General features: G+C 39.0%; 23 protein-coding genes. 12 read left to right on the forward strand and 11 right to left on the reverse strand.

What is annotated here, in order from left to right; translation table 11 throughout:
- Window positions 1-105 precede the first annotated feature (105 nt).
- Window positions 106-2244, reverse strand: coding sequence for a S46 family peptidase (locus B2W36_RS00390; RefSeq protein WP_293879612.1), 2139 nt, complete (start codon window positions 2242-2244; stop codon window positions 106-108).
- Between the two features lie 176 nt (window positions 2245-2420).
- Here B2W36_RS00390 and B2W36_RS00395 point away from each other — a divergent pair, with 176 nt between their 5' ends.
- The 4 genes from B2W36_RS00395 (at window position 2421) to B2W36_RS00410 (ending at window position 4940) form a co-directional block, all read left to right on the forward strand.
- Window positions 2421-3791 carry a DEAD/DEAH box helicase gene (locus tag B2W36_RS00395; RefSeq protein WP_293879613.1) on the forward strand — a complete coding sequence of 457 codons (1371 nt, stop codon included), beginning with the start codon at window positions 2421-2423 and terminating at the stop codon, window positions 3789-3791.
- Between the two features lie 11 nt (window positions 3792-3802).
- Window positions 3803-4048, forward strand: coding sequence for a hypothetical protein (locus tag B2W36_RS00400; RefSeq protein WP_293879614.1), 246 nt, complete (start codon window positions 3803-3805; stop codon window positions 4046-4048).
- Window positions 4049-4152: 104 nt separating this feature from the next.
- On the forward strand, window positions 4153-4503 hold the full coding sequence (gene gldC / locus B2W36_RS00405) for a gliding motility protein GldC (RefSeq protein ID WP_293886107.1): 351 nt from the start codon (window positions 4153-4155) through the stop codon (window positions 4501-4503).
- Window positions 4504-4532: 29 nt separating this feature from the next.
- Entirely contained in the window at window positions 4533-4940 is a 408-nt protein-coding gene (locus tag B2W36_RS00410; RefSeq protein ID WP_293879616.1) for an EVE domain-containing protein, read from the forward strand.
- Window positions 4941-5049: 109 nt separating this feature from the next.
- Here the strand turns inward: B2W36_RS00410 and B2W36_RS00415 are convergent, their stop codons facing one another.
- The 7 genes from B2W36_RS00415 to B2W36_RS00445 all read right to left on the reverse strand — a co-directional run bounded on the left by B2W36_RS00415 (window position 5050) and on the right by B2W36_RS00445 (window position 12791).
- Window positions 5050-5577, reverse strand: a complete 528-nt coding sequence (locus tag B2W36_RS00415) for an acyl-CoA thioesterase (protein ID WP_293879617.1) — start codon at window positions 5575-5577, stop codon at window positions 5050-5052.
- A gap of 14 nt (window positions 5578-5591) precedes the next feature.
- Window positions 5592-6506 (reverse strand): SDR family oxidoreductase, encoded by a 915-nt coding sequence (locus tag B2W36_RS00420; protein ID WP_293879618.1) that lies wholly within the window; start codon window positions 6504-6506, stop codon window positions 5592-5594.
- A 182-nt stretch (window positions 6507-6688) separates the two neighbouring features.
- Complete coding sequence (locus B2W36_RS00425; protein WP_293879619.1) at window positions 6689-7633, reverse strand: M20/M25/M40 family metallo-hydrolase; 945 nt, start codon at window positions 7631-7633, stop codon at window positions 6689-6691.
- 85 nt (window positions 7634-7718) lie between these two features.
- Window positions 7719-8369, reverse strand: coding sequence for a lipoprotein signal peptidase (locus B2W36_RS00430; protein ID WP_293879620.1), 651 nt, complete (start codon window positions 8367-8369; stop codon window positions 7719-7721).
- A 55-nt stretch (window positions 8370-8424) separates the two neighbouring features.
- Window positions 8425-8811, reverse strand: a complete 387-nt coding sequence (locus B2W36_RS00435; protein WP_046674049.1) for a TraR/DksA family transcriptional regulator — start codon at window positions 8809-8811, stop codon at window positions 8425-8427.
- A gap of 3 nt (window positions 8812-8814) precedes the next feature.
- Window positions 8815-12228: an isoleucine--tRNA ligase gene (gene ileS / locus B2W36_RS00440; protein WP_293879621.1), complete on the reverse strand. Its 3414-nt coding sequence runs from the start codon at window positions 12226-12228 to the stop codon at window positions 8815-8817.
- Window positions 12229-12440: 212 nt separating this feature from the next.
- Window positions 12441-12791 carry a HesB/IscA family protein gene (locus tag B2W36_RS00445; RefSeq protein WP_046674047.1) on the reverse strand — a complete coding sequence of 117 codons (351 nt, stop codon included), beginning with the start codon at window positions 12789-12791 and terminating at the stop codon, window positions 12441-12443.
- A 285-nt stretch (window positions 12792-13076) separates the two neighbouring features.
- Here B2W36_RS00445 and glyA point away from each other — a divergent pair, with 285 nt between their 5' ends.
- The 8 genes from glyA (at window position 13077) to purE (ending at window position 21066) form a co-directional block, all read left to right on the forward strand.
- Window positions 13077-14348, forward strand: a complete 1272-nt coding sequence (glyA, locus tag B2W36_RS00450; RefSeq protein ID WP_209578569.1) for a serine hydroxymethyltransferase — start codon at window positions 13077-13079, stop codon at window positions 14346-14348.
- A 517-nt stretch (window positions 14349-14865) separates the two neighbouring features.
- The gene (locus B2W36_RS00455; RefSeq protein ID WP_293879622.1) at window positions 14866-15462 is read left to right on the forward strand and encodes an RNA polymerase sigma factor; all 597 of its coding nucleotides are present in this window, start codon (window positions 14866-14868) and stop codon (window positions 15460-15462) included.
- A 393-nt stretch (window positions 15463-15855) separates the two neighbouring features.
- On the forward strand, window positions 15856-16551 hold the full coding sequence (locus tag B2W36_RS00460) for a zinc metallopeptidase (protein ID WP_209578567.1): 696 nt from the start codon (window positions 15856-15858) through the stop codon (window positions 16549-16551).
- Between the two features lie 131 nt (window positions 16552-16682).
- On the forward strand, window positions 16683-18023 hold the full coding sequence (gene ffh, locus B2W36_RS00465; protein WP_293879623.1) for a signal recognition particle protein: 1341 nt from the start codon (window positions 16683-16685) through the stop codon (window positions 18021-18023).
- A gap of 251 nt (window positions 18024-18274) precedes the next feature.
- Window positions 18275-18868, forward strand: a complete 594-nt coding sequence (locus B2W36_RS00470; RefSeq protein ID WP_293879624.1) for an NADH-quinone oxidoreductase subunit A — start codon at window positions 18275-18277, stop codon at window positions 18866-18868.
- Window positions 18869-18870: 2 nt separating this feature from the next.
- A complete protein-coding gene (locus tag B2W36_RS00475; RefSeq protein ID WP_209578565.1) occupies window positions 18871-19374 on the forward strand; it encodes an NADH-quinone oxidoreductase subunit B in 504 nt (167 codons plus the stop codon).
- Window positions 19375-19405: 31 nt separating this feature from the next.
- Window positions 19406-20548, forward strand: a complete 1143-nt coding sequence (locus tag B2W36_RS00480; protein WP_209578564.1) for a 5-(carboxyamino)imidazole ribonucleotide synthase — start codon at window positions 19406-19408, stop codon at window positions 20546-20548.
- An 8-nt stretch (window positions 20549-20556) separates the two neighbouring features.
- The gene (gene purE, locus B2W36_RS00485) at window positions 20557-21066 is read left to right on the forward strand and encodes a 5-(carboxyamino)imidazole ribonucleotide mutase (protein ID WP_293879625.1); all 510 of its coding nucleotides are present in this window, start codon (window positions 20557-20559) and stop codon (window positions 21064-21066) included.
- A 38-nt stretch (window positions 21067-21104) separates the two neighbouring features.
- Here purE and B2W36_RS00490 read toward each other — a convergent pair whose 3' ends face one another.
- The 3 genes from B2W36_RS00490 to pyrH all read right to left on the reverse strand — a co-directional run bounded on the left by B2W36_RS00490 (window position 21105) and on the right by pyrH (window position 23622).
- Window positions 21105-22088, reverse strand: a complete 984-nt coding sequence (locus B2W36_RS00490) for a sugar phosphate isomerase/epimerase family protein (protein ID WP_293879626.1) — start codon at window positions 22086-22088, stop codon at window positions 21105-21107.
- 237 nt (window positions 22089-22325) lie between these two features.
- The gene (gene frr, locus B2W36_RS00495; protein WP_209581773.1) at window positions 22326-22889 is read right to left on the reverse strand and encodes a ribosome recycling factor; all 564 of its coding nucleotides are present in this window, start codon (window positions 22887-22889) and stop codon (window positions 22326-22328) included.
- Between the two features lie 28 nt (window positions 22890-22917).
- Complete coding sequence (gene pyrH / locus B2W36_RS00500; protein ID WP_075991132.1) at window positions 22918-23622, reverse strand: UMP kinase; 705 nt, start codon at window positions 23620-23622, stop codon at window positions 22918-22920.
- Between the last annotated feature and the right edge of the window lie 7 nt (window positions 23623-23629).

Below are 23629 nucleotides of genomic sequence, written 5' to 3' on the forward strand. Positions count from 1 at the left end.
TATAATTTTAGTTTTTATGGTTTTTCCTAAACACTCCTTAAATATACAAAAACGAATCAAATAGAAAATAAATTTCGTTTTTTTTATTCGAAAAAGCTGAAAAAACTATTCAACAATCTTTAGTTCGTCAATAATGTTGGTCGCCCCTGCAAATTTATCGATGATAAATAATACATAACGAATATCCACTGAAATTGTACGTTGTAGCTTATGGTCAAAGATTACATCACCAGCCATTGCTTCAATATTACCATCAAAAGCTAGGCCAATTAATTCGCCATTACCATTTATTACTGGCGACCCGGAGTTTCCGCCTGTTATGTCGTTGTCACTTAGGAAGTTTACTGGTAAATATCCTTTTTTGTCCGCATAGCGACCATAGTCCTTATTATTATACAGGTCAATTAAACGTTGTGGTAAATCAAACTCCTCATCACCTTTTTTGTACTTTGCAATGGTACCTTTTAATGTCGTGTAAAAGTTCTTGTCAGCATCGTTACGCGGATCGTTTGGTAAGCCTTTTATCGAACCGTAAGTTAACCGCAAAGTACTGTTGGCATCCGGATAGAATTTACCTTTTGGATTCGAGGCCAATACCCCGGCAACATACTTACGATAAGCAGCTTCAAATTTGTCGTCCTGGATTTTCCAGTTAGGATCGGTTTGACGATATCTATTGAGTAAAGCTGAAGAAAGTTTATACAATGGGTCATTTGCCAAGATTTCAGCATTCGGAGTGTCCAAGTAATTGTTCAGGCGTTCAGCCGAAGCGAAGATGCTGTTCTTCACAGCTTCTTTGACAAAAGCTGTAAAGTCGCCATTGTTCTTAGCTGCCAATTCTGCAATATATGGTGCAATATTTCCAGCCTTTTTAGCATACAGGTTCAATTCGTCAATCAATACTTGCTCTTCAAGAGGCATGTACATCTTTTCATAACCCGCATCTATGGCAGATTTTAAACGTGGGAGAATTGCATTCCTTTGGGCTTCGTCTCCAGCAGTATATACTTCCAATCCGGATCCGATTGAATAGGGAAGAGCTGCAATCGCACTGGAACGCAACATGCCCATTAAATAGTTGTCATGTCTAGCTTTATCGTTCGTTGCTGCATAAAACTCATTGATTGTCTTGATGACATCACCATATTCGGCTTTATTTGCAGTTTTATTGGCCCATTTGTCAAATTTAGCCTCGTCTTTTGCTTTTGCTTCCGCCGTTTTATGCAATGTCAAAGCGTCAATCATCCCTTGACGATTTTTCCAGTAATTCGCTACTTGAGAGTATTTAGACGCGTAGTTCAATTTGACCGCTTGATCTTGATCCATAAATTTTTTCATCGCATCCATACCAGTTTTAGACGCTTCTACCCATGCTGGATAGGCGAATTTCACATTCTGATTGATCCCTCCTGAAGGCATCCAACGGTTTGTACGACCAGGGTAACCTAAAATCATCGCAAAATCTCCTTCTTGAACACCTTTTAAGCTTACAGGAAGGAAATGCTTAGGTTTCAAAGGAACATTGTCTTGTGCATACTCTGCTGGATTCCCATTCTTATCAGCGTAGACACGGAAAATTGAGAAGTCACCAGTATGACGTGGCCATTCCCAGTTATCGGTATCACCACCAAATTTTCCAATGCTATTTGGAGGGGTTCCTACCAACCGAACGTCATTGTAATCTTGGTATACAAAATAATAGTACTCGTTGCCTTGGTAGAATGATTTTACCTCAACCACGTACTTCCCGTTTTCGCTATTTTCCTTTTGGATTTTAGCCGTCTCAGCTGCGATGATCTTTTTACGTTCATCTTCAGACATTTTGTTGTTCACCAGACCTAAGATTCGCTTGGAAACATCATCCATACGAACGAAAAAGCGAACCGACAGAGATTTTGGCTTTAGTTCCTCAGATTTGGATTTGGCCCAAAAGCCATTTGTCAAATGATCATTTTCCGGCGTAGAAAGTTCGGCAATGGCACCATATCCACAATGGTGGTTAGTAAATACCAAGCCTTGGTCTGAAACGATTTCTGCTGTACATCCGCCGTTGAATTGTACAATTGCATCTTTTAGACTAGAGTTGTTAATGCTGTAGATTTCTTCGGCACTTAAACGAAGTCCTTTTTTCTGCATATCTGACTCATTCAGACGCTTCAAATACATTAAAAACCACATCCCTTCGTCGGCAAATGCAGTAAAGCCTGTTGTTATGAACAACAAACACATCCATAATTTTTTCATATCAACCTGATAAAAAGTTTGTTTATACAGTACAAAAATGCTTTAATTCTCTTAAAAACCAAAATATTAGACTTTATAATGTGCTTTTCGCCAATTTTTATGTCAATTAAAAGTAAATGTGTGTGGTATTGATCGCCAAGGAAAGCCAAATGGACTCTTTTCCTTATCTTTGCAAGATGCAGCAATCATTTGAAAATTTTAAATTCAATAAACAGATCTTAAATGCGATAGCGGAGGCGGGGTATCAACACCCGACCGAAATCCAAGAAAAGGCAATTACCCCCATATTGGCCGGACAGGATGTGATGGGAATCGCTCAAACGGGAACTGGAAAGACGGCGGCGTTTGTGCTGCCTATGCTGATGAAGCTAAAGTATGCTCAAGGAAGTGATGCACGGGCGTTGATTTTAACACCGACAAGAGAGCTAGCCATGCAGATAGACGAAAATATCAAACTATTTTCTACTTATCTCGATTTGCGTTCAGTGGTTCTCTATGGCGGATTAGGACCAAAAACTCAGATAGAGACGCTCGAAAAAGGAATAGATATAATCGTGGCGACACCAGGTAGATTTTTAGACCTGTATCTCGAGGGGCATATTGTTGTCAAATCGCTCAAGTTTTTGGTCTTAGACGAAGCAGATAAAATGATGGATATGGGCTTTATTAGTAAAATCCATCGCGTTTTGGAAATCGTACCCCGCAAACGTCAAAACTTATTGTTTTCGGCTACCATGAGTGAACTCGTACGGAAAATAGCAGGTGATTTCTTAGCATTCCCGACCGTAATTGAGGTGTCAGAACAAGCCACACCAGCAAAGACAGTTAGTCAGGCATTGTATGTTGTTCCCAACCAAAAGACAAAATTGAATTTACTTCAGCATCTTCTGAAAGATGATGAAGCCTTTAGCCGATTGATTGTTTTCTGTAAAACAAAGCAAGTTGCGGACAACGTCTTCCACTTTTTGGAGCGTAAATATGGTAAAGATGAGGTTCGTGTTATTCATGCCAATAAAGGTCAGAATACACGTATCAATTCTATCAATGCATTCAAGGAAGGAAATGTTCGTATTTTGGTCGCAACTGATGTCGCTGCGCGTGGGCTTGATGTTTCGAATGTGAGCCATGTGATTAATTTTGAAGTCCCTATTGTTATTGAAGACTATGTGCACCGTATTGGACGCACTGGACGCGCCTTTAATGAAGGTGATGCAATTACGTTTTGTAATGAGGCTGAGAAGTATTACGTTCGTAAGATAGAAAAGTTAATCAAGCAAAGTATACCTGTATATCCAATCCCTGAAGATGTCTTTATAGAGAAGACACCTTTTCATGAAAAACAAGACATTGCGCGCGAGATTGACAATCAGAAGCGAAAAGACAATCCAGATTTTCAAGGTGCTTTTCACGAGAAAAAATATGTTATCAAACAGAAAGAGGTCCGAGATGCACAGCGCGCTTCCGGATTTAAACCAAAAGCAAAAAGTAAAAGTAAGTCTGCAGGCGGAAAATCGGGAGGAACTAATCGTAATTTTAAAAAACGCTAATTTATTAAGTCGTGCGCTTTACTCCACTAAATATCGCTAGTGCAAGCCTTGTTGCCTGGTTTGTCATGGAAAATTCCGCTGATGAAAAGGCGCTGTTTACTTGGGGTGCATTTATCCTACTGTTGCTGATATTCACCCTAGTTGATATCGCATTTAGGGTCTTTGTAAAGCAAAATAAAAAGATGTGGTTATTACAATTAGCTTTTTTGGTAGTTGTTTGTGTGACCAGTTTAATTGTCAAAGTAACCTTTGCGTAAGAAATCAAATTAAAAATAATAGACAGGTTATGTCTTGAATTAATGGAGAATATCACCATATTACGAAACATAGCTCAATATAAATAGTTCAAATAATATTTAAGATGAAAAAAGCTGAAATAAAACTACAGGTAGAATTAGATGAAAACAACGTGCCTGAAAATATCATGTGGTCGTCTACAGATGGCAATAGTGCAGAGGAGTTACCTGCAAAAGCCATATTTCTAGCCTTATGGGATTCACATTATAAGAATTCAATGCGTATCGACCTTTGGACTAAAGATATGCCCTATGATGAGATGAAGCGCTTTTTCTATGAGACTTTGCAAACATTGGGAGATTCTTTTATCCGTTCTTCAGGAGGCGATCCGATGGCGGAAAAAGTTATTGGTGACCTACGTGACTACTGTGCGCATTTTGCCGATAAAATGGAAGTTTTAATGCCGCAACAATAGGTTATAACATTTAATAATAATATTTGACCATGCAGTACTTCTTAGTAAAATCTGAACCATTTAAATATAGCTGGGAGCAATTTAATAAAGATGGACGCACCTTCTGGGATGGTGTCCGCAATTATCAAGCTAGGAATAATATCAAAGCGATGAAAGAAGGGGATCTGGTTCTATTCTACCATAGCAATGAAGGAAAGGAAGTTGTGGGAATAGCCAAAGTAGTAAAAGAATTTTATCAAGATCCAACAACAGATGATGAGCGGTGGGTTGTAGTTGATCTGGAACCTGTAGAGACACTGAGTACCCCAGTTACACTAGAAACTATTAAGGCAGATGAACAGTTGCAGGATATCGCCTTGGTGAGACAGGGACGTTTGTCTGTTATGCCGCTTAAACCTGAAGAGTTTGATCGAATTTTGGCACTTGGCAACGCGTAGGCTATCGCGAATGAACAAGACCAACATATGCGATATAATTAAAAAAGGGAAAACGTTGCGTTTTCCCTTTTGCTTTTTTAAACAGTATGTGAACAAACAAATTTAGGCATCAGTTCTTTTGGCTAAAAAGGTTGACCAATGCTTGTAATTTTTTTGCATTTTCCGGCTTTAATTTCCCTGCAAGAATGAGACGCAGTTCTCTTCGCTGTAATGCATCTTCATATGCTTTGCGTTCTGAATCTGTTTCTGGAATTAATAGCGGTACCGCTTTAGGATTATTATCCGAATCAACAGCAACAAAGGTATAATAGGCTTCGTTTGTTTTTACACGGGTGCCTTCCGGTAAATTAGACGCGAAAATTTCCATGCGTACTTCCAAAGAACTATTAAACGCACGTGTTACTTGAGCTTGTATCGTGACGACCTCACCCAGTCTAATGGAGCGCTTAAAAGATACATTGTCAACAGATACTGTTACGACGACATTGCTACAGTGTTTTTGAGCAGCAATGGCCGAACAGATATCCATCCAATACAATAAACGGCCACCCATCAAATTTCCAAATGTATTGGTATCGTTGGGTAATACCAATTCGTTCATCTCTGTGTATGACTCTCGCGCAAATTTCTCTATCATATCATTATTTGTCATTATCGTCCAAACGTTTTGAATTGATTATCTATGCTAGCCAAAGCATCCGTAAATGACGTCGGCACATAACCCAATTCAGCGTTAGATCTAGTCAGATCAAAGCCTGTGTGCCGTGGCCTGTTTTCTGCCTGTCCAATGCTGGCAGCGCTGATCTCCGAAATCAATCCTTTATCTAGCTGCCAGTAGTCCGCAATTTGGTAGACAGCCTCATGGATTGACATCAGCTCAGCACCTGAAATGTGAAACATTCCCTGCGCCTCTCGGTCAATTGCGAGTTGACAAGCATAAGCCAAATCATCCACAAAGGTAGGCATTCTCCATTGGTCATTGACTACTTTTATGGGCTCATTTTGTGACAACTTACTTTTAGCCCATAATACAAGATTGGAACGGTTGGGGTCAGCATTGATTCCGTAGACTAATATCGTCCGTAGGATAGCATATTTACAGCCAGACTGCGCAAGCACTTGTTCGGAAGCATATTTACTCTTGCCATATTGACTTTGCGGATTGGGAAGATCTGTTTCAATGTAAGGTGCATTTTTTTTCCCATCAAAAACAAAGTCTGTAGATAAGTGAATCAATTGTGTTTGTTGCTCAGCACAATAGGCGCCGAGATAGCCAACAAGATCGACATTAAGCAATTGACAAGTCGCTTGATCTGCTTCACAAGCTTCTACACTCGTCATGGCTGCAGTATGGACAATTGTATCAAAAGTTTGCGCAGACAAAAAATCTGTTAACTGTGTACGGTCCAATAAGTCTACTTGAAAGAAAGCGTAATCCGCTTGATTCGGGTTTCGGTTTGGACCTTTTGAAAGAGCAACAACATCATATTTGTCATTGCTAGCAAGTAAATCAACGACTTTTTGACCAAGGAATCCATTGGATCCTGTCACTAGAATTTTTTTCATCAACAATAATTAAATGATATCCAAGCACCTGTTCATAGAGACTCATTTACGCTATCTCAAGTGCGCTGTTTAGTTTATTTGTGTATATCTACAAAGCGGCTTATCTATTCGTGATGTAGCATTTGTGCAGACAAAAAGTTAAAGTGTCACATTTCGCTAAACGTCAGTCCGCTTTTTATTGTTTAATTGGTCCATACAAAATCCATTTTATTGGATTGTTTCATAATATTTTCAACTACTGTTTTTTCAAGATCTAATATGGATTTTAAAGCGTTGTAATCGATTTTATCGGCATCATCAGTCGGCATATGGTAGTCTGGGTGTCCGCCCGTATGGAAAAACAATACCGGTATATTCTTTTTGTAGAATGAAGTCTGGTCAGAGCCGCCATTCCCATCCCGGCTTAGATTAAATTTTATAGGTGCCTGAATATCTTCGAATATCGCTGGCCATTGGCTACTTGTTCCGTAACCGATTACAGCGAGACCATTGCTGGGATTATAGCGACCAATCATATCCATATTGAGCATGGCTGTGATTTTTTCCAAGGGTAGGGTAGGGTGTTCCGTAAAATATTTAGAACCAACTAAGCCCAGTTCTTCTGCGCCGAAAGCAATAAACAGTAAGTTGTAGGCTTCTTTTTTATTGTTGCTGCTGAAATAACGTGCGAGCTCTAATAAGCCAGCAGTGCCAGAAGCATTATCGTCGGCTCCGTTATGTATTTTGCCTACCCCTAAGGAATCTTTTGAACTTCCTTGGCGGCCTGTTCCAAGATGATCGTAATGTGCGCCTATAACCACAGTTAAAGCTGCGCCATTATCAATAAAACCAATGATATTATCTGCCTGACGAATGCTGTCATCAACTTTTACTTTCCATACTTTCGCCTTGAAGGATTGGCGATACCCTTTTTCACCTTTGGGCTGAAGTTTGTATTTTTTAAATTCCTTTTCAATGTAATCTGCGGCTTTAAATACTTCCTTACTGCCTGTTCCCCTGCCTTTCATTTTGTCGTCGGCGAGGAAGTAGATATGTTTTTTTAAGTTGGAAACTTCAATCTGTTGTGCCTGCGCCGTTTTGATTCCGATTAAGCAGCAGAGTATCAGAAGTAGGCTGATGTTTTTCATGTTAATAGCAATGTTTAAGTAGTTTCGCGTATTATATATACAAAAATAAAAGCCTTGAGATTAACAAGGCTTTAGGGATATTTCGTTAATCTTCAACGATTTCACTATGGATGCTCGATTTCTCTTCTTTTTCCGTTTTAAAATACCGTTTTTGAAATAAAAGAATCAAAATAACCCCTACAGAAATCGCAGAGTCTGCAATGTTGAATACAGGTCGGAAGAACAAGAATTCTTCACCGCCCCAAAACGGCACCCAGGAAGGGAAGTTGCCCTGAATCAAAGGAAAGTAAAGCATATCAACTACTTTTCCATGAAGAAAGGATGAATATCCACCTCCTGCCGGAAATAGACTCGCTTTATCATACCAGGTGCTTTCACTAAAGATCACACCATAAAAAGCAGAATCTATGATATTTCCAAGCGCACCAGCAAGAATTAAGGCCACATTTAAGATAAAGCCTCGATTATATTTATTCTTGATCATGTAATGTAGGCCGTATCCAATCCCTGCTACGGCAAGAATGCGAAATACCGTCAAAAACAATTTGCCATAATCGCCGCCAAATTCCATGCCGTAAGCCATTCCATTATTTTCAATAAAATGAATCTGGAAAAATTTGCCCAAGATATGGTGGCTTTGCCCAATTGTCATGGTTAGCTTAACCCAGATCTTCGACAATTGATCTATTAAAAGAATCGCGACAATAAGTGCGATCGGTTTTGTATAACCCTTCATTGTGTTATAAAAATGGTCTTTGCCTAAGCAAAGACCATATATTTAATGCCTAAAATTAATATTGTTTGTTTTTCGCTTCGATGCTCAGAGTCGTATGTGGAACAGCTTTCAAACGTTCTTTTTGAATCAGTTTTCCTGTTTCTCTACAGATACCATACGTTTTGTTCTCGATGCGCACCAACGCTGCTTCAAGGTTGTCGATAAATTTCTTTTGACGAGCAGCCAGCTGATTAGTTTGCTCTTTTTCTAAAGTAGCTGAACCGTCTTCCAATGTTTTGTACGTTCCAGCAGTATCGTCAGTACCATTAGCATTACTGTTATTAAGCGTTGCGGTCAACGAGGAAAGCTCTTCTTTTGCTATTCTAAGCTTGTCTAGGATAATATCTTTGAATTCTTGTAATTCTGAATCGCTATAGCGTGTTTTCTCGTTGTTGTTTGCCATAATTTAATTTTTTTGGATTAATGCCTTAAGTTCTTTGCCATCGATCTCGATGGTCTCTCCTTCAGTTAGTGAATCTTCAAATACCAATGAATCGGCCAGAATTTCGGTGCAAATATACGATAAATTTTCGTTGGCAGCATTGATCACTTCAGTAGCAGCTGTTAACTTTACGTTAATTCTATCCGTTACTTCCAATCCCTTTTCTTTCCTTAGATTTTGTAGACGGTTAATCAGTTCTCTTGATAGACCTTCTTTTTTCAATTCTTCAGTAATATATATATCTAATGCTACGGTCAATTTGCCTAAATTTGCTACCTGCCATCCCTCAACGTCTTCAGCTATAATTTCTACATCGCTCAGTAGAATCGTATATGGCGTACCTGTTAGGGCTAATTCGCCTGTTGATTCCAACGTGCTAATTTGATCTATAGTCAACGATTGGATAGACGAAGAAACTAACTTCATATCCTTACCAACTTTCGAGCCAAGAGCTTTGAAATTTGGTTTTATTTTTTTCTTGATAATACCAGTAGTATCTGTTATGAACTCGATATCTTTAATATTGGTCTCAGAAAGTATTAGATCTTTCACTTTTTCTACCTTCTCTTGGAAAGCACTATCAAGTACCGGAACCAAAATTTTATTTAATGGTTGACGTACATTGATGGAGGTCTTCTTACGCAGCGAAAGTGTCAAAGAGGAGATGTCTTGTGCTAAAGACATACGTTCTTCCAATTCTTTATCGACCAAAATCTCGTTGTATACTGGGAAATTGGCTAAGTGCACAGACTCAACCTGCTCCTTGTTCGTGGCTGCATTCAAATCCAAGAATAACCGATCCGAAAAAAATGGCGATATTGGCGACATCAATTTCGCTATCGTATTAAGACAGGTATAAAGTGTTTGATAAGCAGAAATTTTATCTTCTGAGTAATCGCCCTTCCAGAAGCGACGACGGCAAAGCCGAACATACCAGTTGCTGAGATGTTCATCAACAAAGTTTTGGATAGCTCGTGCGGCTTTTGTAGGCTCGTAATCAGCCAAGTATTCGTCTACTTGTTTTGTCAAGGAATTTAATAAGGAGATAATCCAACGGTCAATTTCAGGACGTTTTTCCAAAGCAATATCTGGTTCTGAATACGAGAACTTATCGATATTGGCATACAATGCAAAAAAGGCGTAGGTATTATATAAAGTACCAAAGAATTTACGACGGACTTCATCTAAGCCTTCCATATTGAATTTAAGATTGTCCCAAGGCGCGGCATTACTGATCATATACCAGCGAGTCGCGTCTGCACTGTATTGATCGATTGTCGAGAATGGATCAACACCGTTGCCTAAGCGTTTGGACATCTTGTTACCATTTTTATCCAATACCAAGCCGTTGGAAACTACATTTTTGAACGAAACCGATTTGTACATCATCGTTGAAATCGCATGCAAGGTAAAGAACCAACCCCGTGTTTGATCAACTCCTTCAGCAATAAAGTCTGCAGGGTAGGCATGATCAAATCCAGCTTTAAAAGGAAACTCTTCCCCTTTAGCTAATTTTTCGTGATCCAATCCCCATTGTGCATAAGGCATTGCTCCCGAATCAAACCAGACGTCGATTAAGTCAGGTTCACGGAACAACTTTTGGCCAGCGTCGGAAACAAGAACGATGTCATCCACATAGGGACGATGTAAATCCAATTGTTCTGTGCCAAACTTATCCAAGTAAGCTTTGTTTTTTGCTTTTTCTTCATCAGACAAAATAGCTGAGGTCAAAGAAACTTCCAATAAGGATTTTAATTCAGGTAAGGAGCCTATACAGACCTCTTCATTTTCGTCTTCTGAACGCCAGATAGGAAGTGGAGTTCCCCAGTAACGCGAGCGTGAGAGGTTCCAGTCTACCAGGTTTTCCAGCCAGTTACCAAAACGTCCTGTACCAGTTGCTTCAGGTTTCCAGTTGATGGTCTTATTTAATGCAACCAAATCTTCCTTCACTGCGGTTGTGCGAATAAACCAGCTATCTAATGGATAGTATAGAACGGGTTTGTCTGTACGCCAACAGTGTGGATAGGTGTGCTCATATTTTTTAACATCGAAGGCTTTATTGTCCTCTTTTAATTTGATAGAGATCAATACATCCGTTGGTTTAAAATCTTCTTTTGAACGTTCCTCTGGACTATAATATTCCTCTTTAACAAATCTTCCGGCAAAATCTGTAATTTCACTTACAAAACGGCCCGTACGGTCAACGGTAGGAACTTCTTTTCCATTTTCATCTTTTACCAAGATGCCCGGTACACCATGTTCTTTCGCTACACGAAAGTCGTCCGCACCATAAGTAGGAGCAGCGTGGACAATACCAGTACCATCTTCGGTGGTGACAAAATCACCTGGGATAACGCGGAAGGCATTTTCTTGTAAGTCCTCGTTGGTGATATAAGGCAACAATTGCTCATAGCGCAGGCCTACAAGCTCTTCACCTACAAATTCAGCGGCAAGTTCCCAAGGAATTACTTTGTCGCCCAATTTATAGTCCTGGAAGGATGCATTTTCTCCTTCTGCTTTAAAATGCTTACCGATTAAATCTTTCGCCAATATAACAGATACAGGAGCGCCGGTATATTTATTGAAAGTTTTAACCTTAACATAGTTTATTTTCTTGCCTACAACCAAAGCCGTGTTGGATGGTAAAGTCCATGGTGTGGTCGTCCAGGCGATAAAAGCGACATCTTCGGCTTCATCGTCAACTAACTTTTCTATCGCTGGATGAAGCTGACTTTTGATCAGTCTAAATTCGGCAACGATGGTCGTATCCTTCACATCTTTATAGGTGCCTGGTTGGTTAAGTTCATGTGAACTCAATCCAGTACCTGCGGCAGGGGAATATGGCTGTATCGTGTAACCTTTATACAAAAGACCTTTCTTGTAAAGCTCTTTCAATAAATACCATAAGGTTTCGATATACTCATTTTTGTAAGTAATATAAGGATGTTCAAGGTCAACCCAATAGCCCATTTTGGTAGTTAGGTCATTCCATACATCGGTATATTTCATTACTTCCTTACGGCAGGCATCATTATATTGTTTTACGGTGATTTTTTTACCGATATCCTCTTTAGTGATACCAAGAGCTTTTTCGACCGCAAGTTCAATGGGCAGGCCATGGGTGTCCCAGCCGCCTTTTCGTTTCACTTGGTAGCCTTTCAAAGTCTTGTAACGGCAGAAAATATCCTTAATCGTACGGGCCATCACGTGGTGAATCCCTGGCATTCCATTTGCAGAAGGTGGACCTTCAAAAAATGTATAGGTCTTGCTCTCAGGACGGTTATTGATACTTTTTTCGAATATTTTTTCCTGTTCCCAACGGGTCAAAATCTCTTTACCTATCTCGGGTAAATTTAACTGCTTATATTCTTTGTACATCAGACTGTTGTATGCTTCTTTTCTAAAGGTCGCTAATTTAGTGATTTATGATGGAAAATGAAAGAGGGCTTTGTAGTGGTAATATCATTAAGTTGCAGAGAACTTTATAGCATCTAACGTCTGTCAAATGGCAAACAGGATGGCGACAGCTGCAACAACAAAGGGACTACCCATGGCAGTCCCTTTGTTGTTGCATTCGTCAATAAATGCTGTTATGCAGAGAAGCTGCTTCCGCATCCGCAAGTGCTGGTTGCATTCGGATTATTGAATGTGAAGCCCCGTGCATCGAGCCCTGATTTAAAGTCGATTTCCATACCTGCAAGATATAAGCCATGTGCTTTGTTCATAAAGATGCGAATTCCTTGGATTTCGTATTCGTTATCACCATCCTTTTTTTGATCAAAGCCCAAGATATAACTCATTCCCGAACAACCGCCACCTTCGACACCTACGCGTAAACCAAAATCATCAGAGATTTCTTGTTGATCCTTTAATTTATTCAGTTCCTTGATTGCCCCTTCTGTCAACGAAACAGGAGCAACTGCTGTATGTTCTGTACTCATTATAATAATTTTTTTAGCCAATCCAATACAAAAATACACTTTTTTAGTGGCAAATCGCTTGATATGGATTTTTTGACATTTTCGAAACATTCAGTTTTTCGTGTGCATATTTAGCCCATCGTGCCGTATAATGTTCCTTGCCTAATTAGGTAATTTGCATAAATAAGTTGATTTCGCTAAGAACATTTAATAAAATATGGCTTTTTGTCGATATTCTTTATGGAATATGCTATCTTTGAGGCATTAAAATAAACTACAAAATTTACTTTACAACATTTAAAAACAATGGAAAGAGATCAAGCCATTTTTAATTTAATAGCTGATGAGCTTAAACGCCAAGAAGAAGGTATTGAATTAATTGCTTCAGAAAACTTTGTTTCAAAACAAGTGATGGAAGCTGCTGGTTCAGTGTTGACAAATAAATATGCAGAAGGCCTCCCAGGAAAACGTTACTATGGAGGTTGTGAAGTTGTGGATGAGATTGAAACCATCGCAATTGATCGCGCAAAGCAATTGTTTGGTGCAGAATGGGTAAATGTTCAACCTCACTCTGGTGCACAGGCAAATGCCGCTGTTTTTTTGGCAACCATCAAACCTGGCGACAAAATCTTAGGCCTTGATTTATCTCATGGTGGTCACTTGACACATGGTTCACCAGCTAACCTATCTGGTAAGATCTATCAACCATTATTTTATGGTGTAAAAGAAGATACTGGTTTAATCGACTATGAGCAATTGGAAGAAACAGCACTTCGCGAAAAACCTAAAATGATCATCTGTGGTGCTTCTGCGTATTCTCGTGATTGGGACTATGCACGTATCCGTAAAGTTGCAGACGAAATTGGAGCTATCGTGATGGCTGATATTTCTCACCCTGCTGGTTTGATCGCGCGTGGTTTATTAAACGACCCACTTCCACACTGTCATATCGTTACGACAACGACACACAAAACGCTTCGTGGTCCACGTGGCGGTATGATTATGGTCGGTAAAGATTTTGAGAATCCTTGGGGTATCAAAACACCTAAAGGTGAAATCCGTACAATTACGCAACTATTGGATCTGGCTGTATTCCCAGGTACACAAGGTGGTCCTTTGGAGCATACCATTGCTGCGAAAGCAATCGCATACGGTGAGGCTTTATCTGATGATTATATGGAATATATCGTTCAGGTGAAGAAAAATGCAGCGGCATTGGCACAATTCTTTGTAGAAAGAGATTACAAGATCATCTCTGGCGGTACAGACAATCACTTGATGTTGGTGGATCTTCGCAACAAAGATATTTCTGGTAAAGAAGCAGAGGCTGTATTGGGCAAAGCAGGTATCACGACAAACAAAAACATGGTTCCTTTCGATACACGTTCTCCTTTTGTGACTTCAGGGGTACGTTTTGGTACAGCTGCCATTACAACACGTGGTATTAAAGAAAATGAAATAATACAGATCGGCGAATTGATCGATGAGGCATTGAAAAATGCATCTAACGATGCCCAACTGGATTTGATCCATGGTAAAGTAAGAGCAATGATGGCTGAATTCCCATTGTATAAATAAGACATTCCCCTAGGAATAAAAAAAGCGGAATTACCGATAAGGTGGTTCCGATTTTTATTCCTTTTTCTAAAGCTATTCTCAATGTCATGTTTACGATATAAGTACCTATCAACTTAACCTATCATAGGAATTTTATACTTATCTGAGCCGTACTTTAAACAGTTCTTATAGGGATTCCGAATGAGGTCCCTATTGGCTCCCTACAAAGCACCAATTATATAACGCACTGGCACCGTGTTGTCCTTCTTATGTGCTACTGCTATTTTTAGTTTGTTTTGTGGTGGAGGAATTGCCGTAAGAGCGGCGTTTTGGAAATGGGGAGAGGAAACTTATTTTTAAATGTTAAAAAGTCTTAAAATAAAATGTAATAATTTGATTACTCATTTATTTTGCTGTAATTTGATTCGTGATTAATTAATTGTTTTACAATAAGAAAGGATAGGTTATACGACAAACATTTACATTTTAACACAGAACTGATAATTTATTTGCGAACTGCTAAAAAAGTAAGTGACGTATGAGACTTTTAAAAAGTAAAAGCGATCAAGAGTTGATCCAAATGTATGTCGGTGGCCAAGAGTCTGGCCTAGAGGCATTGTTGAATCGATATAAATCGAAAATTTATACCTCTATATATATGAAAGTGAAAGATGAATATCTTGCTGAAGATATTTTTCAAGAAACTTTCATTAAAATCATTAACACACTAAAATCAGGTAAATATAATGAGGAAGGGAAGTTTTTACCTTGGGCTATCCGTATAGCACATAATATGATTGTTGACTTTTTTAGAAAGGCAAAGCGTGCTCCGAATATTGTAAATACTGATGGGTTTGATATTTTTGAGGTTCTCGAATTTAGCGACGAGAGTGCTGAGTCAAAGATGCTAAAAAAACAGGTCGATGTGGACCTCAAGAAAATGATTCAAAAGCTTCCCGATGATCAAAAAGAAGTGCTCATTATGCGGCACTTTTGTGATATGAGCTTTAAAGATATCGCAGAAATCACCGAAGTAAGTATCAATACAGCTTTGGGAAGAATGCGTTACGCACTGAGTAATTTACGTAAGATGATCGAAGGTACTGATCTTACATTACAAATGGGGTATTTGTAATAACTAAGGGCGTTAATCGCCCTTAGTTATTATCCCCTTTTTCTATCCTCTGCTCAATTATACGGCTATAGTTCCAGCCTGCAAAAGTAGTTTTTTAAAAAGCATTCGTTGTATAATTTTACCCGCCAATTGATTTAGTCTATTTCCGAAAGGCATACTGTAAGAACGGCTTCTTGTGTATTGTTAGAACGCGAGGAGGTTAGTTGAAACCTAATATGATGGTAACTTATTTAAAGTCATGAGGTAAATATGTCATGTGGAGATCAGAAGAATATGTTCTTTTTGTCAGGTCAAAGAGTTTTTTTATCTTAGAAGTTTATGTAAATGCCTTTTTTCAAGAACTGGAATAAGGTTTGATAGTCATATAATAACTATAAAAACGATTAAATAGCTATGTACTTGATTTTATTCATTGGGATAATGGTGGTGAGCCTGATTGTCCAAACAAGATTCAAAAACAAATTTAAGAAATACGCTGAGATGCCATTGAATAATGGGATGTCAGGAGCTGAGATTGCGCAAAAAATGTTAAATGATAACGGTATATATGATGTAAAGGTATTATCTATCCCAGACCGTTTGGGAGATCACTATAATCCGTCAGATAAAACCGTGAATTTAAGTCCCGAAGTTTACAGTGGTCGTAGTGTTGCAGCTGCAGCAGTAGCGGCGCACGAATGTGGTCACGCTGTACAGCATGCTAAAGCTTATAAATGGCTGGGATTTCGTTCGGCAATGGTGCCCATGGTAAATGCTGCCTCCAAGCTGACATCTTGGGTGTTGATGCTTGGTGTTATGTTGTTTGCTTTTTCTAAAGGTGGTAATCCATGGCTTTTAGCGGTCGGTGTAGGCGCATTGGCTATTACGACTATATTTTCTTTTATCACCTTACCTGTAGAGTTTGATGCTTCAAACCGTGCATTGGAATGGTTAAACCATGCTGGCGTGACTTACAACGGAGAAGAGCATGAGGGGGCAAAAGATGCTTTGAAATGGGCAGCGATGACGTATGTGGTAGCGGCATTAAGTGCGTTGGTGACACTTTTGTATTATGCCTCAATTTTATTTGGTGGCCGTAGAAGTGATTAAATAGAGGTAGTGTACTTTTTTTACATAAATGCGATTATTTTTTATAGTCGCATTTTTTATGGCGTGTTAATGAGGTTACTATAGACAATTTTTTTAACTTTGCTGTTTATATAGAATAAGATTCAGATTTTATGTTTTCAAATCTTCAAGATAAGTTAGATAGGGCCTTTAAAGTATTAAAAGGACAAGGTAGTATTACCGAGATCAACGTTGCAGAAACGATGAAAGAAATTCGTAAAGCGTTGTTGGACGCCGATGTGAATTATAAAACTGCCAAGACTTTTACCGACGATGTTAAACAAAAAGCTTTAGGTGAAAATGTACTGACAAGTATATCGCCGGGCCAATTGTTGACAAAGATCATGAACGATGAGTTGACTGCTTTGATGGGCGGGTCTGTTACGGAGCTTGAAACTGGGAAAAATCCAACAGTTATTTTAATTGCGGGATTGAATGGTGCTGGTAAAACAACGTTTTCAGGTAAGTTGGCGTTGTATCTTAAAGATAAAAAAAATAAAAAACCATTGTTGGTTGCCGGTGATGTTTACCGTCCCGCTGCGATCGATCAATTGGAAGTACTTGCAGAGCAAGTGGGGGTACCAGTTTTTGTGAATCGTGAATCTAACGATCCTATTGCTATTGCAAAGGCCGGTGTTGAGGAAGCTAAACGTAATGGAAACAATGTTGTAATTATTGATACAGCTGGTCGTTTGGCAATAGATGAGCCTTTAATGGTAGAAATTACTGCTGTTAAGGAAGCTACAAAGCCTGATGAGATCTTATTTGTTGTGGATTCAATGACTGGTCAGGATGCAGTTAATACAGCAAAAACATTTAATGACCGTTTAGACTTTACAGGAGTAGTCCTGACTAAGTTAGATGGAGATACACGTGGTGGTGCGGCATTATCTATCAAATCTGTCGTGAATAAGCCTATTAAGTTTATTGGTACGGGTGAAAAGATGGATGCGCTGGATGTATTCCACCCGGATCGTATGGCTTCCCGTATTTTGGGAATGGGTGATGTCGTGTCCTTAGTAGAGCGGGCGCAACAGCAATTTGACGAGAAACAGGCTGCAGAACTTCAAAAGAAAATCCGTAAGAATAAATTCGATTTCAACGATTTTAAATCCCAAATTCAACAGATTAAGAAAATGGGTAATATGAAAGACCTTATGGGAATGATCCCAGGTGTCGGTAAAGCAATGAAGGATATTGAAGTCGATGATAATGCATTCAGACCCATTGAAGCAATTATCGATTCTATGACTCCCTTCGAACGTGAAAATCCAGATGTCATTGATCAAAAACGTCGTTTACGTATTGCAAAAGGATCAGGTACTGATATTAATGAAGTGAATAAATTATTGAAACAATTTGGTGATATGCGTAAAGTCATGAAGCAGATGTCTAATCCAGCGATGGCCGCTAAATTGATGCGTAATATGCCCAAAATGCCGGGAAAAATGTAATTTTTTAGAGAATAGTTACATCATAATGGGGCATCGTATCAATACGGTGCCCTATTTTTTTGTGCCTTAATTTTTGGATGATTACGCTGTTCATTCATCCGATTGTGTGATTACATTGTGAGCCGCATTAGGCGGATGTTGTGGTATACTTCTGTTTATTTTGTAGGATACAAACGGTTTTTAAAGAAATAATTTGTAATTTCAAGTTCCTCACCCGAGTGAACGAAATATTTGTTAAATTTGTAATCATTATGGATGACCCCGCGCAATTATCGGAATACGGCAAAATCCTTATCATTCTTCTGATAGGGGCGCTGTTAGTCTGTGCGACCATTTTTCTGGCACGTCTAATCTCTCCCAAAAAGAATAATCCGATAAAATCCGGTACTTACGAATGTGGAGAGGAACCAATTGGTTCATCTTGGGTTCAGTTTAATCCGCGCTTTTATGTTATTGCCCTCGTTTTTTTACTTTTTGATGTAGAGCTTATCTTTATTTTTCCATGGGCTACTGTATTTGGACAATCGGAATATATTGCAGCAGATGAAAGATGGGGGTGGTTTACTATGATCGAAATGGCCATGTTTATTGGTGTTTTAATCCTAGGATTGGTGTTTGTATGGAAGAAGGGGGATTTGGAATGGGTTAAACCGCAAGTATCGCCGCCGAAAGTCCCCGTATGTATTCCAGATAGCGCCTATGCGAGCTTAAATAGTAAAACATATCAGCTGCGCGATTATGTAGTGGTAGCAGATGAAACAGTAGTTGGAGAAGTAGTAACGGCAAACGAAGTCGTCTCTGTTCCTAAGCCAGCTTTTAAACCGCGATTTAAAAAACCTGAATAAGCATGAGTCTAGATAGTCAATTGCAAAATGATGGTGTTATTGTTGCCAAATTAGATGATTTACTCAACTGGGCAAGGCTGTCGTCCATGTGGCCGATGAGTTTCGGTATTGCCTGTTGTGCCATAGAAATGATGGGAGCAATGGCATCTACCTACGATTTGGATCGGATGGGCGTCTTTCCAAGACCTTCTCCTCGGCAATCCGATGTGATCATTATCGCCGGGACAGTCACCTTCAAGATGGCTGATCGCATTAAGAAATTGTATGAGCAAATGCCTGATCCCAAATATGTTATTTCGATGGGGTCATGTTCAAATTGCGGTGGCCCGTATTGGCAACATGGGTATCATGTCGTCAAAGGAGTGGATAAAATCATTCCTGTAGATGTGTATGTTCAAGGGTGCCCACCTCGGCCCGAGGCGCTGATCGGAGCTTTTATTGAATTGCAAAAGAAAATAGACAAAGAAAGCTTACTTGGAGAACAGTTGTTCAAAGAAAAAGCTTAAAAAGATAAAATTTATAAGATTTAAATCAATTATGGCAAAAGATTTTTATGGCGAACTGCAATTAGGTATTCTTGGCGGTGGACAACTGGGAAGAATGTTAATCCAGGAAGCCATTAATTACAATGTAAACGTTCATGTATTGGATCCCGATAAGAATGCTCCTTGTCGCAAGTTGTGCAATAGATTTGAATGTGGATCATTGGGCGATTTTGAAACGGTCTATAATTTCGGTAAGGATTTGGACATGATTACGATCGAGATTGAGAAGGTAAACGTTGATGCGCTGGAAAAGCTGGAAGGTGAAGGAGTGATCGTTTATCCGCAATCACGTATCATTCGTCTAATTCAGGATAAAGGTTTACAAAAGCAATTTTTTAAACAAAATGATATACCGACATCTACATTTCAATTGATATCCAATAAGGATAATATGATGAATGCTCCATTGAACCTGCCTTATATCCAAAAATTACGTCGGGACGGATATGATGGCAAGGGGGTAAAGAAGATTGTCACACAGCAAGATATTCAAGATGCTTTTGAGGAGCCAAGTTTAATTGAAGAATGGGTAGATTTTGAAAAGGAAATTGCTGTTATTGTTGCCCGGAATGATAAAGGAGAAGTTTCTACCTTTCCAATGGTGGAAATGGAATTCAATCCACAAGCAAATTTGGTTGAATTTTTGATCGCTCCTTCTTTGTATGGTGTGGAAATACAACAGCGAGCGGAGATGATTGCAAAGAAGATCGCAGACGATCTACAAATTGTCGGAATATTGGCTGTAGAGATGTTTCTAACAAAAAACGGCGATATTTTAGTTAATGAATTGGCTCCGCGTCCACACAATAGTGGCCATCAGACCATTGAGGGTAATTATGTGTCGCAATTTGCACAACATTTAAGAGCCATATTTAATCTACCACTGGGGGATACGCGCTGCAGGACGAATACAGTTATGATTAATCTATTGGGTGAAGCGGGCTATGAAGGGTTGGCTAAATATGAGGGTGTTGAAGAGGTACTTGCTATGGAAGGTGTATATATCCATCTCTATGGCAAGAAATATACGAAGCCTTTCCGTAAAATGGGGCATGTCTGTATTATCAATGACGATCGGGAGAAAGCCATTTCCAATGCGAGAAAAGTACAAGAAATATTAAAAGTTAAAGCTTAAAAAATACTATGTCAGTCAATAATAAGGCCCAAGTTGGCATTATCATGGGAAGTAAATCGGATCTTCCGGTCATGCAGGATGCTATCGATGTTCTGAAAGTCCTCGGTGTAGAGTTTGAAGTAACGATTGTTTCAGCACACCGTACACCTCAGCGGATGTTTGATTACGCTAAAAATGCTGCAGTTCGTGGTTTGAAAGTTATTATTGCTGGTGCAGGCGGAGCTGCACACTTACCAGGAATGGTGGCTTCTATTACACATTTACCGGTCATAGGGGTACCTGTCAAATCTTCGAATTCAATTGACGGATGGGACTCTGTGCTTTCTATCCTTCAGATGCCCAATGGCATTCCTGTAGCGACAGTGGCTTTGAATGCAGCTAAGAATGCGGGTATATTGGCCGCTCAGATTCTAGGTACAAGTAATGAAGCAATCGGCAATAATATTATTGATTATAAAGAAGAGTTAGCGAGAAAAGTAATTGAGACAGCTGTGCAAGTAGAGGATACAGAATTCTAAGTTGAAATCTTACTAAATAAAGAAGGGANNTCCCTTCTTTATTTAGTAAGATATGCTTGAACATAGTCATAGCTCTTTTTAAGGCTCTCCATTTTATTTGGCATATCAATATTATCCTGTTCAACAAAGGCATATTTAAGTCCCGATTTGTTTTTTTCTTTGACAATTTCAGGGAAATTGATGCTGCCTGTTCCCACCTCAGTATACTTAATATCCTTGAAAATTTGCTCGATAGGCAAATTCCCATCTTTAGGCCACTCAATAGGATTGGATTTTGTTTTGTCCATATCTTTGACATGCCACAGTTTAAAACGATTTGGAAACTTTTCGAAGAGCGCTATCGGGTTTTTACCAGCTTTCTCTGCCCAGAAAAGGTCTAACTCAAAATCAACCAGGTCTGGCTCGGTAAATGCAAGCATTACCTCTTCTCCGGTTGTATTATTTCCAAGATCCCTGAATTCCCAGAAGTGGTTGTGATAAGCTATATTTAAACCTAATTTTTTAGCCTGCTCACCAGCTTTATTCAATTGCTCCGCAGCATAGAGATAATCGTCTTTTTTCAATGCGTTAAGATCGAACATCGGGGTTACAGGAGCAATTACATATTCTTGACCAAGTTCTTTTGCCGCATCAAAATAAACAGCTATGTCCTCTTTGTCTGTATGTACTTTACTCAGGTATTTGGCCATGTCGTAATGACCTGAATGTGTTTTGAGACCATTGTCATCCAATATTTTCTTCAACTCTTTGTAGGGCAATTTCCAAAACTGCTTAGCCGTAGGGTCGATCCCATAGAGCTCAACGTGTTTGTACCCAATTTTGGCAATTTGTTCTAAAGATCCTTTTGGGTCTTTATCCATCAAATCACGAATGGAATAAAGCTGTACGCCTATATTCTGTAATGGATTGTCGCTGATTGCCCCAGCTTTATTTTGACAGGATATAAAGTTGGGCACCAGATAAGCTGCCGAAATACCTATTCCAGCTTGCTTTAAAAATTGACGGCGAGAATTGTTCATCATATAATTGATTACTTGTTAGTGTACAATGTACAATTATTTGTTTAAAAATCAATGGTGCAACAAGGAATATTTTGAAAGATGCGTTGAGTTTAAAATACTAAATATTTGGAAAGCAATAGTTTATAAGTGGATAAGTATGGTCTTTGGAGAGTTAAGGTGGATCACTAGTGTCGGATGACTTTATAAAAAAAAAGGTCTGAATACTTTCAGACCTTTTTTCTATTTAAGTAGGAAGACTTAAACAGTCATGATATCTTTTTCTTTTAGTTCAGCCAATTTATCAACTTTTACAATGAATGCGTCCGTTAACTTTTGGACTTCACCTTCGGCAGTTTTAATTTCATCTTCTGACGCACCATCATTTTTCAATTTCTTGATGGACTCATTGACATCCTTACGGATGTTACGAATACCGATACGGCCTCTTTCAGTTTCCTCTTTTACCTTCTTAACTAGATCACGTCTCCTTTCTTCTGTTAAAGGGGGAACATTCAGACGAATAACGATACCATCGTTCTGCGGGTTGATGCCTAGGTTAGCGTCTGTGATAGATTTTTCAATTGCGTTGATAAGCGATTTCTCCCAAGGCTGAATAACAATAGTCCGTGCATCAGTCGTATTGATGTTTGCCACTTGTGAAAGTGGAGTGGCGCTACCATAATAGTCTACTGAAATACCATCTAACATAGATGGAGAAGCTTTACCGGCACGAATTTTAGTTAATTCGGATTCGGTGTGAGCAACTGCTTTGGACATCTTGTCTTTACAATCGTCCAATTCAATTGAAATTAGTTCGTTCATATAAGATTACGTTTTTAACAGATTTAAATTATTTAACCACAGTTCCAACATGTTCACCATTAGCAAGTTTTAATAAATTGCCTGGTTTGTTCATATCAAATACGATGATTGGTAATTTGTTTTCTTGACAAAGGGTAAAGGCAGTCATATCCATGACATTTAATCCTTTCTCATAAACCTCTGTGAATGATATTTCCTCAAATTTTGTTGCACTAGGATCTTTTTCCGGATCAGCAGTGTAAATACCATCTACACGTGTTCCTTTCAATACTGCATCTGCATTGATTTCGATCGCACGTAAAGATGCAGCAGTATCCGTTGTGAAGTAGGGATTTCCAGTACCAGCTCCGAAAATAACAATACGGCCTTTTTCCAAGTGGCGAACGGCTCTTCTACGAATAAAGGGCTCACATATTTGCTCCATTTTGATCGCAGTAAGCAAACGTGTCTTTTTCCCAACTTTCTCAAGTGCATCCTGCAGTGCCATGCTGTTGATGACTGTGGCAAGCATGCCCATATAGTCTGCTTGAACACGGTCCATTCCTGATTTTTCAGCACTTAAACCACGGTAAATATTACCGCCACCGATAACAATTGCAATTTCTAAACCTTGATCGTGAATTTCTTTGATATCATTAGCGTATTGTGATACGCGGTTAATATCGATACCATAGCTTTGGTCACCCATTAAGGATTCACCGCTAAGTTTTAATAAGATACGTTTGTATTTCATAATTGTT

Origin of the sequence: Sphingobacterium sp. UBA3549, from assembly GCF_002376635.1 — a bacterium.
Classification (GTDB): Bacteria; Bacteroidota; Bacteroidia; order Sphingobacteriales; family Sphingobacteriaceae; genus Sphingobacterium.

Excerpts from the sequence above, each read along its gene's own strand:
- B2W36_RS00390 (WP_293879612.1), bottom strand. The coding sequence starts at position 2,244 with ATGAAAAAATTATGGATGTGTTTGTTGTTCATAACAACAGGCTTTACT.
- B2W36_RS00395 (WP_293879613.1), top strand. The coding sequence starts at position 2,421 with ATGCAGCAATCATTTGAAAATTTTAAATTCAATAAACAGATCTTAAAT.
- gldC (WP_293886107.1), top strand. The coding sequence starts at position 4,153 with ATGAAAAAAGCTGAAATAAAACTACAGGTAGAATTAGATGAAAACAAC.
- B2W36_RS00410 (WP_293879616.1), top strand. The coding sequence starts at position 4,533 with ATGCAGTACTTCTTAGTAAAATCTGAACCATTTAAATATAGCTGGGAG.
- B2W36_RS00415 (WP_293879617.1), bottom strand. The coding sequence starts at position 5,577 with ATGATAGAGAAATTTGCGCGAGAGTCATACACAGAGATGAACGAATTG.
- B2W36_RS00420 (WP_293879618.1), bottom strand. The coding sequence starts at position 6,506 with ATGAAAAAAATTCTAGTGACAGGATCCAATGGATTCCTTGGTCAAAAA.
- B2W36_RS00425 (WP_293879619.1), bottom strand. The coding sequence starts at position 7,633 with ATGAAAAACATCAGCCTACTTCTGATACTCTGCTGCTTAATCGGAATC.
- B2W36_RS00430 (WP_293879620.1), bottom strand. The coding sequence starts at position 8,369 with ATGAAGGGTTATACAAAACCGATCGCACTTATTGTCGCGATTCTTTTA.
- B2W36_RS00435 (WP_046674049.1), bottom strand. The coding sequence starts at position 8,811 with ATGGCAAACAACAACGAGAAAACACGCTATAGCGATTCAGAATTACAA.
- ileS (WP_293879621.1), bottom strand. The coding sequence starts at position 12,228 with ATGTACAAAGAATATAAGCAGTTAAATTTACCCGAGATAGGTAAAGAG.
- B2W36_RS00445 (WP_046674047.1), bottom strand. The coding sequence starts at position 12,791 with ATGAGTACAGAACATACAGCAGTTGCTCCTGTTTCGTTGACAGAAGGG.
- glyA (WP_209578569.1), top strand. The coding sequence starts at position 13,077 with ATGGAAAGAGATCAAGCCATTTTTAATTTAATAGCTGATGAGCTTAAA.
- B2W36_RS00455 (WP_293879622.1), top strand. The coding sequence starts at position 14,866 with ATGAGACTTTTAAAAAGTAAAAGCGATCAAGAGTTGATCCAAATGTAT.
- B2W36_RS00460 (WP_209578567.1), top strand. The coding sequence starts at position 15,856 with ATGTACTTGATTTTATTCATTGGGATAATGGTGGTGAGCCTGATTGTC.
- ffh (WP_293879623.1), top strand. The coding sequence starts at position 16,683 with ATGTTTTCAAATCTTCAAGATAAGTTAGATAGGGCCTTTAAAGTATTA.
- B2W36_RS00470 (WP_293879624.1), top strand. The coding sequence starts at position 18,275 with ATGGATGACCCCGCGCAATTATCGGAATACGGCAAAATCCTTATCATT.
- B2W36_RS00475 (WP_209578565.1), top strand. The coding sequence starts at position 18,871 with ATGAGTCTAGATAGTCAATTGCAAAATGATGGTGTTATTGTTGCCAAA.
- B2W36_RS00480 (WP_209578564.1), top strand. The coding sequence starts at position 19,406 with ATGGCAAAAGATTTTTATGGCGAACTGCAATTAGGTATTCTTGGCGGT.
- purE (WP_293879625.1), top strand. The coding sequence starts at position 20,557 with ATGTCAGTCAATAATAAGGCCCAAGTTGGCATTATCATGGGAAGTAAA.
- B2W36_RS00490 (WP_293879626.1), bottom strand. The coding sequence starts at position 22,088 with ATGATGAACAATTCTCGCCGTCAATTTTTAAAGCAAGCTGGAATAGGT.
- frr (WP_209581773.1), bottom strand. The coding sequence starts at position 22,889 with ATGAACGAACTAATTTCAATTGAATTGGACGATTGTAAAGACAAGATG.
- pyrH (WP_075991132.1), bottom strand. The coding sequence starts at position 23,622 with ATGAAATACAAACGTATCTTATTAAAACTTAGCGGTGAATCCTTAATG.